General features: G+C 49.8%; 17 protein-coding genes. 16 read left to right on the plus strand and 1 reads right to left on the minus strand.

Annotated features, from left to right (window positions below; translation table 11 throughout):
* The 16 genes from infC to OXH16_08205 form a co-directional block, all read left to right on the plus strand.
* Positions 1-425 (plus strand): translation initiation factor IF-3 (gene infC, locus OXH16_08130; protein ID MCY3681351.1); only part of this gene is annotated, 425 nt, incomplete at its 5' end.
* Positions 426-472: 47 nt separating this feature from the next.
* Positions 473-667 carry a 50S ribosomal protein L35 gene (rpmI, locus tag OXH16_08135; protein MCY3681352.1) on the plus strand — a complete coding sequence of 65 codons (195 nt, stop codon included), beginning with the start codon at positions 473-475 and terminating at the stop codon, positions 665-667.
* Positions 668-702: 35 nt separating this feature from the next.
* Positions 703-1056: a 50S ribosomal protein L20 gene (gene rplT / locus OXH16_08140; GenBank protein ID MCY3681353.1), complete on the plus strand. Its 354-nt coding sequence runs from the start codon at positions 703-705 to the stop codon at positions 1054-1056.
* A gap of 162 nt (positions 1057-1218) precedes the next feature.
* Positions 1219-1704 carry a cell division protein ZapB gene (locus OXH16_08145; GenBank protein MCY3681354.1) on the plus strand — a complete coding sequence of 162 codons (486 nt, stop codon included), beginning with the start codon at positions 1219-1221 and terminating at the stop codon, positions 1702-1704.
* Entirely contained in the window at positions 1704-1997 is a 294-nt protein-coding gene (locus OXH16_08150) for a cell division protein ZapA (protein MCY3681355.1), read from the plus strand. Before OXH16_08145 ends, OXH16_08150 begins: the two co-directional genes overlap by 1 nt.
* Before the next feature lie 137 nt (positions 1998-2134).
* Positions 2135-3697, plus strand: a complete 1563-nt coding sequence (gene rny, locus OXH16_08155) for a ribonuclease Y (GenBank protein ID MCY3681356.1) — start codon at positions 2135-2137, stop codon at positions 3695-3697.
* Between the two features lie 10 nt (positions 3698-3707).
* Positions 3708-4499 carry a TIGR00282 family metallophosphoesterase gene (locus OXH16_08160; GenBank protein MCY3681357.1) on the plus strand — a complete coding sequence of 264 codons (792 nt, stop codon included), beginning with the start codon at positions 3708-3710 and terminating at the stop codon, positions 4497-4499.
* A gap of 1 nt (position 4500) precedes the next feature.
* Positions 4501-5691: an exodeoxyribonuclease VII large subunit gene (gene xseA, locus OXH16_08165; protein MCY3681358.1), complete on the plus strand. Its 1191-nt coding sequence runs from the start codon at positions 4501-4503 to the stop codon at positions 5689-5691.
* A 6-nt stretch (positions 5692-5697) separates the two neighbouring features.
* Positions 5698-5958, plus strand: coding sequence for an exodeoxyribonuclease VII small subunit (gene xseB / locus OXH16_08170; protein MCY3681359.1), 261 nt, complete (start codon positions 5698-5700; stop codon positions 5956-5958).
* The gene (locus tag OXH16_08175; protein MCY3681360.1) at positions 5955-6815 is read left to right on the plus strand and encodes an NAD(+)/NADH kinase; all 861 of its coding nucleotides are present in this window, start codon (positions 5955-5957) and stop codon (positions 6813-6815) included. The genes xseB and OXH16_08175 overlap by 4 nt, the downstream gene beginning before the upstream one ends.
* Positions 6816-6827: 12 nt before the next feature.
* Positions 6828-8531, plus strand: a complete 1704-nt coding sequence (gene recN, locus OXH16_08180) for a DNA repair protein RecN (GenBank protein ID MCY3681361.1) — start codon at positions 6828-6830, stop codon at positions 8529-8531.
* Positions 8532-8552: 21 nt separating this feature from the next.
* A complete protein-coding gene (gene mqnE / locus OXH16_08185; GenBank protein ID MCY3681362.1) occupies positions 8553-9701 on the plus strand; it encodes an aminofutalosine synthase MqnE in 1149 nt (382 codons plus the stop codon).
* Between the two features lie 26 nt (positions 9702-9727).
* A complete protein-coding gene (mqnC, locus tag OXH16_08190; protein ID MCY3681363.1) occupies positions 9728-10828 on the plus strand; it encodes a dehypoxanthine futalosine cyclase in 1101 nt (366 codons plus the stop codon).
* Between the two features lie 11 nt (positions 10829-10839).
* The gene (locus OXH16_08195; protein MCY3681364.1) at positions 10840-11637 is read left to right on the plus strand and encodes a menaquinone biosynthesis protein; all 798 of its coding nucleotides are present in this window, start codon (positions 10840-10842) and stop codon (positions 11635-11637) included.
* A gap of 60 nt (positions 11638-11697) precedes the next feature.
* The gene (locus OXH16_08200; GenBank protein ID MCY3681365.1) at positions 11698-12957 is read left to right on the plus strand and encodes a Gfo/Idh/MocA family oxidoreductase; all 1260 of its coding nucleotides are present in this window, start codon (positions 11698-11700) and stop codon (positions 12955-12957) included.
* Positions 12958-12967: 10 nt separating this feature from the next.
* Positions 12968-13360: a TMEM14 family protein gene (locus tag OXH16_08205; GenBank protein MCY3681366.1), complete on the plus strand. Its 393-nt coding sequence runs from the start codon at positions 12968-12970 to the stop codon at positions 13358-13360.
* A gap of 231 nt (positions 13361-13591) precedes the next feature.
* Here the strand turns inward: OXH16_08205 and OXH16_08210 are convergent, their stop codons facing one another.
* The gene (locus OXH16_08210; GenBank protein MCY3681367.1) at positions 13592-13966 is read right to left on the minus strand and encodes a hypothetical protein; all 375 of its coding nucleotides are present in this window, start codon (positions 13964-13966) and stop codon (positions 13592-13594) included.
* Positions 13967-14136: the final 170 nt, after the last annotated feature.

Genomic DNA, 14136 nt, shown 5'->3' on the forward strand with positions numbered 1-14136 from the left:
TTGTAGAAACGAGCAAAGCCGTGACAATGGCTCAGGGGGCCGGGCTTGATCTGGTCGAAGTTGCGCCAAATGCACGTCCACCTGTTTGCCGGATTATGGACTACGGTAAATACAGGTATGAACGCGGGAAAAAAGCCAGAAAAAATCGTCAGAGTGCCTCGCAATTAAAAGAAATTCGGATGCGTGTTCGAATCAGCGATCACGATTATCAATTTAAGATCAGGCATGCTGAGAAATTTTTGACCCAGCGCCATAAAGTGCGGATGGTTATTGAATTCTTTGGACGGGAAAATGCACATCGCGATATGGGCCGCGACTTATTGCAGCGCATTGAAGACGATTTGCAACATGTTGGACAGATCGAAACGCACCCCCGCGACGAGGGGCGAAAGCTCGTGATGATTGTCGCGCCAAAATCTCAGTAATAGTCTGCTTCAAATAATCTGTGACGTTGTTCTCAAAGGAGTTTGTCGTGCCCAAAATGAAAACCCATAGCGGTGCCAAAAAGCGTTTCAAAAAGCACAGTTCTGGCAAAATCAGCCGTCGCCAGGCCACTGCAGCGCACAACCTGACCAAAAAGACGAGCAAACGCAAAAGAGGTCTCCGTCAAACTGCGCATGTTCACGCCACTGACCAAAGCCGAGTCAATCGTCTGCTGGCGTCTTGACAGGGGTTGATGATCACTGTTCATTGGAGATTAAAATGCCGAGAGTAACCAATAGTCCTGCATCGAGACGCAGGCGAAAAAAAATTTTAAAACAGGCCAGGGGCTATCGGGGTGGGCGCAGCAAACTGCTACGCACAGCCAACAATGCTGTGGATCGCGCCTTGCAATACGCCTATCGCGATCGCAGGCAAAAGAAAAGAAACTTCAGAGCATTGTGGATTACCCGAATCAATGCGGCTGCCAGACAACACGGATTGACTTACAGCCGATTTATGGCGGGTTTAAAGCGGGATGGCATCGATATCAACCGCAAAGTATTGGCCAATCTGGCCGTAACTGACGCCAATGCATTTGCCGCCCTGGCCGAAAGGGTTAAGCAAAACGCCTGAGTATCTCATGAATCCCAAAAAGCGAAATCCGGCACCGTGTGGATTTCGCTTTTTGCATGAGGGCCAAATCCTCGTGGGGCGAGCTTGACTTTCGTGTAAGATGGTGTTAAATTGCCTTTATATTCAATAGCTTTTGATTCCTTTCAAGGAGCAGACATGGATATGAATCCCTGGACAAGAAATGTGAAAGAAGAAGGGGAAGTGGATGAAGAAGTGGATGAAGAAGTGGATGAATACGCTGGGGCAAACGAAGAGGCCGAAGAAGTAGAAGTAGAAGAGATGGAAGGTAGCGCTGAGGTAGCCGAAGACGCTGAAGAAGAAGTGGATGAAGAAGTGGTCCTGATGGATATTAACGCCGGGGCAGTGGCGGAGGGAGTGGATCGGCTCGTTGAAGCAATTAACAACGCCGTTGCAACCATTGAAGATTTGCGTCGTGAAAATGCCGAATTGAAGCAACAGAGTCGTGCATTGCAGTCAGATATATCGCGACTCGAAGAAGAACGGGTGGCTCTGTGTAACGAACGAGATCAGCTGCAAAACATTTACAACGACAATATGCTTCTGATAGACAATAAGGCGGAAATCCTGGATAAGGTCGAGACGATGTTGCAACGCCTCAATTCCTTAAACCCCGAAAAAAATGAGTGATGTCTGGTTTGTCCGACGTGCGCGTTCAGATATTTGGCTCAGAATATCGCATTGCCAGCGATGCTGACCCCGAACATATCCGCGAGGTGGCGAGTTATATCGATCAGAAAATGCGCGAAATAGCCAGTGCTCTTGCACTGCGCAACAGATCGACAGTAGCCGTATTAACGGCTGTGAATTTGGCTGATGAGCTTTTTAAGATCGAGAAAGAAAGTCGCCGGATGGATCGGCTTTCACGCGAGAAAGCCGATCAACTCGCAGACTCGGTAACTTTTAGCTCACGAACAAAGTGAGTAAATAGCACAATGCGAGTGTGAGACAAGCTATCTCACGGGATTGTGAACCCCGTCGCGTTTGTCCTGAAAATGAGCACAAGCGCGGTGGGGATTTCTTTTAATATAATTAATATAATACCACATTGGAGAAAGTCATGGAAATTGTATCTGTGATTGCGCTATCTACCGGGCTATTGGTGCTGGGATTTGTTGTGGGATGGCTGATCAGCAGTAAAGTTTTCCACAAGAGATTTTACCGCACCGAAGCCTCAATCGAACAAATTTTGGAAGATGCTCGAAGAGAATCAGAAACGGAAAAACGCACCGCGCTTTTAGAAGCTAAGGATCAGATTTATCACGAGCGCGTACAGGCCGAAAAAGCGCTGGAAGACCGCAACAATGAAGTGGCACACCAAGAAGAAGAATTAGATCGTAGGTCGAGCGAGTTGAATCGACGTGCAGATCTCCTCAACCACAAAGCTGGACAAATGGAAGAATTGGAACAAAAATTGGTACAGCAGCAGGATGAATTAACCGTAAAAGAACTGGAATTGGAAGCAATTTTGGAGGCTCAAAATACGCGATTAGAACGCATTGCGGCCCTGACTCGCCAGCAGGCCAAACGCGAATTGATGGAAAATTTGGAGGCTGAAGCCCAGCGCGAAGTTGCCTGGCGCTTAAAAGAAATTCGGGAAGACGCACAAGCGCGGGCCAATGATGAAGCGAGAGAAATTATCGCAAGCGCGATTCAAAGACTGGCGGTAGATTACACGGTAGAATCAACGGTGACAGTTGTCGAGTTGCCAGCCGATGAAATGAAAGGTCGAATTATCGGGCGTGAAGGACGTAATATTCGAGCTTTCGAGATGTGTACTGGCGTGGATGTGATTGTTGACGATACCCCCAAAGCCGTCGTGCTGTCCGGGTTTGATCCCATTCGCCGTGCGATTGCCAAGACAGCTTTGGAGCACCTTTTAATGGATGGGCGCATTCATCCGGGCCGGATTGAAGAAGTAGTTGAAAAATCGCGAGAAAACATGCACGAATTGATTCAACAAGCGGGCGAAGAGGCCATCTTTGACATGGGATTACCCGGCTTGCATGATCGCCTGACTGAATGTCTTGGTCGATTAAAATTTCGGACGATCTATGGGCAAAATATGTTAAACCACAGCAAAGAGGTGGCTTTTTTAGCAGGGATGATGGCCACGCATTTGGGGCTGGATGCACAACTTGCCAAACGCGCTGGCCTCCTGCACGATATTGGCCAGGGAATCAGCCACGAATTTGAAGGTACACCCGGTCAAAATGGCGCTGATATGGCAAAAAAATACGGTGAAGACGACGAGGTAATCAACGCGATTGAAGCCCACCACGGCGAGGCTGACCCGATCTCGCCAATTGCCGTGCTGGTCGATGCCGCAGACGCCATCTCGAGGGTTCGCCCGGGTGCGAGGCGCGAGGTGTTGGAAAATTACGTACGACGATTGGAGCATTTGGAACAAACCGCCCGAGAAATAGAGGGAGTAGATGCGGTTTATGCCATTCAAGCGGGTCAGGAAATTCGAGTGGTCGCCAACTATGGGTTAATCAGCGATGAAGACACCGAACGATTATCTGCTCAAATTGCCGAACGACTGGAAAAAACAATGACATATCCGGGGCATATAAAGGTGACCGTAATTCGCGAGGTGCGCGCCATCAATTTTGCGCGATAAAAAATAGCGAATGAAAATTCTATTTGTAGGCGATGTCTATGGCAGACCCGGGCGACGGGCCGCCGCACATTTGATTCCTCAACTGATCGCACAGCACGCCATTGATTTCTGCGTTGTCAATGGCGAAAATTCTGCTGGCGGTTTTGGTATTACTGCAAAAATCGGACAAAAATTTCACGCTTATGGCGCCGATGTAATTACCCTGGGCGATCACGTCTGGGATCAAAAAGATTCTGTTGACTATATTCAAACGGGCGACCGGATTTTGCGTGCAGCCAATTTCCCCAAAGAGGTTGGGGGTATTGGTGCAGCGGTTTTTTCAGCGCGCAACGGAGCATCGGTTGCAGTGATCAGCCTGCTTGGGCGAACATATATGAAAATGGCTTTGGACTGTCCTTTTAGAACGGGGCAATGCGCCGTGGAGAAGCTACAGAAGAAAACGCCCATTATTCTCATCGACTTCCACGCCGAAGCGACCTCAGAAAAAATTGCTTTGGGGCACTATATGGACGGCAAAGTCAGTGCGGTTTTAGGCACGCATACCCACGTTCAAACAGCCGACAATGGGATCTTGCCTGGCGGAACCGCGTATATGACAGATGTCGGCATGACAGGGCCTCATGATTCGGTTATTGGCGCAAAAAAAGATCCTGCGATTCACCGATTCATAAACCAGATGCCCGTGCGTTTTGAGCCAGCCACAGGTGATGTCAAACTCTGTGGTGCGCTCATCGATGTGGATGAATGCTCTGGACGCGCGCGACACATCGAGCGGTTGTGTCTCGATTTAGAGGAGGGATAAGGTGGAACACCCGCTTTCGGTATCGGACGTCACACAAGCGGTCAAACAAGCCCTTGAGACGCAATTTCCGCCCATGTGGGTCGCTGGTGAGTTAACCTCCTTCTCTCAGCCCTCATCCGGACATCGGTATTTCACGCTCTCAGATCCGCACAGTCAATTGCGCTGTGTGATGTGGCGTTCTCGTCCCATAACCGGATTTCGCCCCACAGCGGGGATGGCCGTGTTGGCACAGGGGCAGTTGACGGTGTATGAACGGCGGGGCGAATATCAATTTAATGTGGCACAACTGTTTCCCGCAGGCGTGGGACAACAGCTAATCGCCTATGAAAAACTGAAAAAAAAATTATCGGAAGAGGGCCTCTTTGACGAGGATCGAAAACGATCTCTACCCGAATATCCCAGAACCATTGGGGTCGTGACTTCGCAGACAGGTGCAGCTTTTAGAGATATATTGAATGTGTTGAAACGGCGATTTTCCGCTGTCCGCATTGTTTTGCGTCCCTCGCAGGTACAGGGATTGGACGCGCCAGAAGAACTTGCTCAAAGCATTGCCGATTTCAATGACTTTGGCAAAGTAGATGTATTGATCGTTGGACGCGGCGGCGGCTCGGCTGAGGATTTGGCTGCATTTAACGACGAGACAGTGGTGCGGGCAATTGCGGATTCTGAGATTCCAGTTATATCAGCCGTAGGACACGAGATCGACATCTCCCTATCAGATATAGCGGCTGACGTGCGCGCACCAACCCCTTCTGCTGCTGCAGAAATTGCCGTACGCGATGTTTTAGAAGTGCGCGAACAAGTCGGGCGGCTCACACTTCGCACGCGGGAGGCCATACAGCAATTGTTAGAGAAAAATAAAGATCTTATAGAAACGCACGAAAGCAGTTATGGCATGCGGCGGTTGTCCGACTTGATCGTTCAAAACGCGCAACACGTCGATGAATTACACCGCGATTTATACGCGCTTATAAGGCGGCTATTCGAAAACAGATTAGCCGACTATCACCGCATGACCGGCAAACTGGGATCACTCAGTCCCCTATCAGTGCTCGCGCGGGGGTTTGGCCTCGTACAGCGCGAAGATGGTTCGGTCGTGTCTGATGCAGGGACCCTGACACCCCTTGAACAACTGCACATTAGGTTTGCAAAAGGCGAGGCAACCTGTCGGGTAGAAAAAATAAAAAGGTAAAATCCAATGTCAGAAAATAAAACAGAAGAATCCACATTTGAAGATGCTTTGAAGCAATTGGAAACGGCTGTGGATCGTTTAGAAGAAGGTGCATTGCCTTTGTCAGAGGCACTAAAAGTATTTGAAGAAGGTCTAAAAGCATCCAATCAATGCCGCAGTTTATTAGAAGATGCGCGGCAACAGGTTGAAGTGTTGATACGCGATAGCGATGGTGAATTTGAATTGGTATCTATAGATTCCAACGGCGAAGGGTTTGCAGACGAATGAAGTCCATCGGTTTGTTTTCGAACCCGACCCAACCCGGCATGGGCGTTGCGGTCGATCAATTAGCCCAGCGCATCCATCAAAGAGGCATAGAGGTACTGATCGCCGATAACTTGCGGCAAATTTGCACATCTGATTCCAAATGGCTTTGTCCGGTCAATCAGTTACCCACACGCGCTGACATCATTGTAGCGATGGGCGGCGATGGCACCTTGTTGCGTGCGGCCGATGTGGTTTATCCACATAGCACGCCGATTTTGGGCGTAAACCTGGGGCGATTGGGATTTTTGTCGGGCGCAGAACCCCGCGAATTGGACGATGGTCTGGATCGGTTATTATGTGGCGATTATACCGTTGAAGAGCGCATTGCTCTACACGCAAAAACCCGCACACAAAAAGCGTTCGCACTCAATGAAGTCGTAATTGAACGCAGTGTCAAGGCACGCCTGATCCAGGTCGTGATGCTGGTTGACAATCTGCCCGTGAGTTCCTTTTACGGCAATGGATTGATTCTCGCAACGCCTACGGGATCCACGGGATACAGTTTGTCTTCGGGCGGCCCAATAGTTCATCCAAATTTATCCGTGCTGATCGCTACGCCTATATGCCCGCATTCGCTATCACTGCGCCCAATGGTAATGCCGGACGGTCAATCGGTAACGGTTAAGGTGATAGCTGATCAGTCTGATGAAATCATGTTATCCACAGATGGGCGCACGGTCTGTTCGCTTTCTCCTGAAGAACCCGTTATTGTACAACGAGCCTCCAAACCCGTGCGCTTTATCAATATGCAGGGGTTGACTTTTTACGATCTGTTGCAGCGCAAATTAGACTGGAGTCTGGATCGGCGAGACGAGTAAAGGAGTTGCGCCTTGTTGTCTCAATTGCATGTGATAAATTACGCCCTGATCGACGACATGAAAGTCGATTTTGGTAAAGGGTTAAATATCATTACGGGCGAAACCGGCGCAGGGAAGTCCATCCTGGTGGGCGCATTGGGTCTGATACTCGGTATGCGAGCGAGTCCCGATGTCATCCGCACGGGTGAAAAAAAATGTATGGTAGAAGCCATTTTTGAACTCTACCTTCAACATCCGGCTCTCAAACTCCTGAATGCCATGGGTATAGAGACAGAAGATGGTGAACTGATTTTGCGGCGAGATGTACTATTAGAAGGGCGCAGTCGGTGCTACGCCAATGGCCTGTCTATTCCCGTGCGGACACTGCGAGAACTGGGTCGCGCGCTGGTCGATTTGCACGGGCAACACGACCACCAATCGCTTCTGAATACCGATCAGCATCTGGACTTCTTAGATGGCTTTGGCGGCTTGCGCGCAGCACGTGCGCAGGTCGAACATTCATATCATCAGGTGGTGCGGTTGCAAAATCGGCTGATAGAAAAAACTGCCGTTGCCCAGCGCCAGCGAGAAAGGCGTGAATTGCTGGACTTTCAGATCAAAGAAATCCATGCGACAAAACCGGAACCTGGCGAAGACGAACGCCTGCAACGCGAACAGTCCGTACTTTCACATGCAGAACGGTTACTCGAAATCGCCTATCAGATCGAACAGGTGCTTTATGAAGGCGAACAGTCTGTGGCCGACCAACTCGGCGAAGGCGCGCATCTATTAGATGAGGCCTCACAAATGGACAACAGTTTGGAACCTATAGCTGAAGAACTCAATGGCCTGCGGTATGGAGCAGAAGAACTGGCCCGCGCCTTTGGCGATTATGCCAATCGCGTAGAACACAATCCCCAACGCCTATCAGAAGTAACAGAGCGATTAGAAACCCTGAACGCGCTGAAAAAAAAATACGGTGGCGATCTGGAAAATGTGCTATCCTACGAAAAAAAAGCCCAAAAAGAACTGGAACTAACCGACGAACTCGAAGAATCCTTAAAAGCGATTCAGATTAAAATTGACGATGCGATGCAGACATTCGCACATCGTTGTGAGAAATTGTCAAAAGGAAGACACAAAGCCGCTGGCAAATTGTCAAAAGCAATATGCCGCGCATTGCGCGAACTCGGTATGCCCGATGTACAATTTGATGTCCAATTGGATCGGCGCCCAGACCCCGAAGGCTTGATTGAATGCGATGGACAGCGATTTGAAGCGGGACCACGGGGCATAGAGCGCGGCGAATTTTTTATTTCGACCAACCCGGGCGAAGCCATCCGCCCACTGATAAAAGTGGCGTCGGGCGGTGAAATCTCGCGTATTATGCTGGCGATGAAAACCGTGCTGGCGCATACCGATTCGGTGCAAGTGCTAATTTTTGACGAAATCGACATCGGAATTTCCGGACGCATTGCAGAAGTTGTGGGCAAGAAATTGCGCGACCTGTCAGAAACGTATCAAACCATTTCAATTACGCATTTGCCACAAATTGCAAAAATGGCTGATCGACATTTTTCAGTCAAAAAAGAAGTGGTTGAGCAACGTGCAGTAACCCGGGTGATCCCGCTGGATGAAGAGGCACGCGCTGGCGAACTCGCTTTGATGATGGGTGGCGAAGAAATTTCAGAACTGACCCTGCAACACGCCCGCGAGATGCTGACCGAAAAGCCATAGAACAGTATTAAGGAGCACAGTGTGAAACCGATAATTCCCGACGATCTTCGAGACATTGAAGAAAAAGTAAACCTGGGACAACGACTTTCTGCCGAAGATGGCATGCGGCTTTACGAGACGCCCGACCTCAATGCCGTGGGATATTTGGCCAATATCTCGCGCGAGCGCATGTGTGGCAATGTGGCGTGGTACGTGCGGAATCAGCACATCAACTATACCAACGTCTGCAACAAGCTATGCCGATTTTGCTCCTTTTATGTGAAACCAAAAGACGAGCGAGGTTACGTATTATCGCCCGAAGATATTCAAAAGCGCGTATTGCAATACATCGACCTGCCCATTTCTGAAATTCACATGGTCGCAGGCATCAACCCCAAACTCCCCTACTCGTATTATCTCGATATCGTGCGCGCTGTCAAAGATGTGCGTCCCGATGTGGCGGTAAAAGCATTTACCGCAATTGAATGGGTGCAGATTGCGCGCATTGCAAAAAAACCATTGAAAGACGTCATGATCGAATTAAAAGCAGCCGGCGTATCGTCCATTCCCGGCGGGGGTGCAGAAGTATTTAGCGATCGCGTACAGGAAGATTTATTCTGGACCAAAGCGGATTCCGAAGAATGGCTTGATGTAGCGCGCACAGCGCATGAAGTCGGCCTGCCTACCAATGCGACAATGCTATATGGTCATATTGAAAACCCGCAAGAACGCATCGATCATCTCGTGCGATTGCGCGAATTACAGGACGAGACCGGCGGTTTTTTGACATATATCCCCCTGTCGTTTCATCCCGAACGCACAGAATTAGAGCATTTGTCCGGCCCGACAGGCATCGCGGATTTAAGAGAAATTGCCCTGGGGCGATTGATGCTGGACAATTTCTTACACATCAAAACATTCTGGATTATGAACACCATTGAGATTTCACAGGTAGCTTTGTGGTATGGCGCAGACGATATCGACGGCACAATTCAGGAATACGAAATTACGCGGCGTTCATATTCAGAGACGCGACAGGTACTCACCCGCAAGCAACTGGTCGAACGCGTCATAGAGTCCGGACGCGATCCCGTCGAACGGGATAATTTATACAATGTACTATCGACCGAGCGAGAAATTGTCGAAGAAACACCTATAGGAATTCCAGGTGAAATACCAGTGCTTTCGTGAACTTCCCTATCCAAATGGAAAACGACATGATCGACGACATTGTTGAAAAAATATATAACGACGAGCGCATTTCCACAGATGATGCCATGCGCTTGTTTGCACATCCCAATATAACCGAATTGGGCTTATTGGCCGATGTGGTGCGGCGGCGCAAATGGCCCAAAGACCAGGTGACTTATAATATCGGGCGAAATATCAATTACACGAATGTGTGCTGGGTGAGATGCGATTTTTGTGCATTTTATCGCCCGCCGGGATCCGACGAAGGCTATACATTGCCCAGAGAACAGATCTTTGAAAAAATTGACGAACTCATTGCCGTGGGTGGCGACGTGCCAAAAGGCAGCGAAATTTTGATGCAAGGGGGATTGAATCCAAAACTGCGCGTGGATTACTACGAAGACCTCTTTTCCTCAATACGCAATCGCTATCCGCAAATCCATCAGCATTGTTTGTCCGCCACGGAAATCATCTATATCGCGCATATTTCGCGTATGTCACTCGAAATATGCATTCGCCGCTTGCAAGATGCCGGCCTGGATTCTATCCCGGGAGCTGGTGCGGAAATTTTGTCGGACGAGGTCCGCGACATCATCGGTTTTCGCAAAGACCGCGTCCACGAATGGCTTGCTGTTCATCGCATTGCACACGAATTGGACATGCACACATCGGCGACCATGATGTATGGACATGTCGAGACCATTGAACAGCGAATAGAACACCTGGAACACATCCGCAATTTGCAGGATGAGACAGGGGGATTCACCGCTTTTATCGCATGGAATTTTCAGCCGGATTCCACCGCCCTTGCCAACGACCAGGGGCGATGGAATGGCATAAAAGCCACCGGATTTGACTATTTGCGAACCATCGCCATCGCGCGCCTGTTTCTGGACAATATCAAAAGTTTTCAAGCATCGTGGGTAACGCAGGGCGCCAAAGTCGCACAGGTCAGCTTAAAATACGGCGTAAACGATTTTGGCAGCACAATGATGGAAGAAAATGTAGTCAGTGCAGCGGGCACGAGCCATACGGATACCATGACACTTCAAGAGATGCAGCGGCTCATTCGGGATGCGGGATACGAGCCTGTAAGGCGAAATACCCGGTACGAGATTTTGAATTAGGGGTACGTAGCATGCGTGTGCGTTTGGGCGTGGTATCATATTTAAACTCGCGGCCACTGGTTGAAGTGCTGCGCACGGGCGCGATTGATCGCGATTTTGAACTGATCTACGGCGTGCCCTCGCGATGCGCCGAACGGCTGCACCTGGGTGAAACCGATGTGGCATTGATCCCCGCTGTAGAAATTGGACGCGGACGTGATGCCTATCGGATTGTACCCAATGTCGGCATTATTTCAAACGGACCTGTTGGCAGCGTATTTATTGTACTGAACAAAGAACCCGAAGAAATTCAAACACTGGCTCTGGACCGCGGATCGCGCACATCAGTCGTGCTGTCGCAGATCGTACTGGCGCGGCAATTTGGCTGTCAGCCAGAAGTGTTTTTTCATCCCCCAGATATAGACGCAATGCTCAAACGCGCCGATGCCGCCTTACTGATAGGCGATCCCGCACTGGCATTGTCCCGCAAACGCTATCGAATCCTGGACCTGGGCGAAATTTGGACGCAGATGACAGGGTTGCCTTTTGTCTATGCCTGCTGGACCGGCCGCCCCGATGCATTGACGCCATATCACATTGACAAACTGATCGAAGCCAAAGAAAAGAGCAAGTCGCTCATCCCAAACATCGCAAAAAACTATGCCGCTGAAACCCGCACCCTATCGCCCGCGTTTTATGCCGAATATCTCACCAAAAACATCCTCTACGACCTGGGCGAAACAGAACTGGAAGGCTTGAGGCAATTCTATGCTTATGGTGTAGAACTCGGATTGATGGACGCAGTGCCAGACATCCGCTTTTATATTTGAATCCCAAAAAACTCGGCAATAGGCCGAGTTTTTATTGTACCAAAAACTGGAGAACTCGTGATGCCCCAAAAAAACAAAAAACACAAACCCATTCGCGTGGGCGTCGTCGGCGTGGGACGCGGGCGATCATTTATGCGGGCGGCAACACCGACGGGGATGGAACTCGTAGCAATTTGCGATACCTGGGAAGAGCGACTAAGACCCGAAGGCAAAGCACTCGGAGTATCGACTTATGCCGACTACCAGGCGTTTTTGGAACACGATATGGATGCCGTAGTACTCGCCAATTATTTTCACGAACACGCGCCCTTTGCCGTTGAAGCGCTGAACGCAGGGAAACACGTCATGAGCGAAACCGCTGCCTGCCATACATTGGGCGAAGGCGTCGCACTCGCGCGGGCGGTAGAGAACAGTGGCAAAATTTATATGTTTGCCGAAAATTATCCCTATACGGCGTACAATCAGGAAATGAAGCGCCTCTACCAGAAAGGACACGTAGGGGAATTTAAATACGGAGAAGGCGAGTACGTACATCCCGATCCACCGGAAGTAAAATTGGGGCGCAGTTGTGGGCGCAATCACTGGCGCAACTGGATACCCTCGACCTATTATTGCACGCATTCGATTGCCCCCGTAATGTACATCACAGACACGCGCCCCGTAAAAGTGAACGGATTTGTCATCCCCTACGATTTTGGCGACACGACCAAAACCCTGCACATGAACCGCGCGGACACGGCAGGCGTGATCATCTGCCGGATGGACAATGACGCCGTAATGAAATCTCTGCACGGCGCGTTGCGCGGGCACGGCAATTACGTCAGAATCCACGGCAACAAGGGCGTAATGGAAAACTGTCGAAACGGCGATAAATATCGGCTACGCATATGGAAAGAACCGTGGGAAAAGCGAAAAGGAGAACCCGTAGAAACCGTTTACAGGCCGGACTTTCCCGTACATCACAACCGCGCAACACAGGCCGGGCACGGCGGTGGCGATTTCTTCACGAGTTACCATTTCGCCGAAGCGATTCGCACGGGCGAGCACCCCTACCTCGATGTGTATCGCGGCATCGACATGAGCATCGCGGGCATTCAAGCGTGGCGATCAGCGCTCAGCGATTCGGCACCGATGGAAGTACCCGATTTTCGCGATGAAGCCACAAGAAAAAAATACGAGCGCGATGATTGGTCGCCCGATCCCACGCGCAAAAAACCGGGACAACCGCCGAGCAGTATTCTGGGAGAAATCGAACCGTCCGATGGCGCCAAAGCACTGGCAAAAAAAGTCTGGGCAAGCCGAGGATACTTTGGAGAGTGAGGAACTGACCATGATTGAAATAGCACAAGTAGTACTGGCGATTTACGGCATATTGTTAATTGTCGGAGGAATTATTGGGAAGGCAAAATCCGGGAGTTCAGCATCCCTATTCGCAGGCGCACTCTGCGGTATTGCTGCACTCATTGGATACTGGCAAAGCCTGACCGATCCCGCCGTTGGATTTTTGACCGGGGGATTAGTCGGACTATTGCTCACGGGCATTTTTATGAGCCGATTTGTCCGCACGCGAAAATTTATGCCCGCGGGATTGGTGCTCCTGCTCAGTCTTCTGGTGGGTATTTTGACAATGATGGCGAGACAGGAATACCTGCTAAATCAAGACAAACCAGCAGGAGAACTGACAAAAAAGGGCCAGGAACAATGTCCCTGGCCCAACGTCTGAAGGGTCACAGCCTGAAAATCAGGCGTTCACCTCCGAAGTTAAAGTTTTCATCTTAAACCTCCTTTCGATATGCACAACTCCGCTTCCGGAAAGCGTTTTGCGCGGTGGATGCCAATATATCGGCAAACCGCACCAACCCGTTGGCCCGGTTACATAAACACTGGAATGGATGCAGTTTTATGTAAATCTTTTCCAACCAAAAACGCCTGAGCTATAAAACTCAGGCGTTTTTTAATTTGTAATGGCAATGCCGTGTTTGCGGCAGAGTTTGCGAAGTTTCTTCACAGCACCGCCTATGGATTTTCCGTTTCTCGTAATACCGAACAGATGCTGGCTGACCACCCTGCGCGAAATACCCATAATTTCTGAAATTTCCCGCTGAGTTTTGCCGTATTTGAAATACAAAACAGCAGCTTCAAACTGTCTTTGCGTAAGCGATCGATTTAAGAGCGTATCGATCTGTGGAATGAGACGTCTAACCCGATCTTCATGTTTATAGCGCAAATTCTGGTCTTCGGGCGACTCGTACCACAGGCCAACATCATCCGGCATCATTTCCAAGTCTGATTGATCTAATTGAACTTCCCAAAAATCAGGATTATACATATGTCCGTTCGTCTCCTCCAGGGAATGAATATGTCGGGCGAAAAACCACCACACATACCAGACCCGCGGCTCCGGAGGGACGATAAAACTGCGACGGACAGATAGTGAATGACCGAAGCAGCTACCTCACCGGAGGCGAACCGGGTATGTTATTAGTCGTAAATGCGAAA

The sequence above is a fragment of the Gemmatimonadota bacterium genome (assembly GCA_026705765.1).
Taxonomy (GTDB): domain Bacteria; phylum Latescibacterota; class UBA2968; order UBA2968; family UBA2968; genus VXRD01.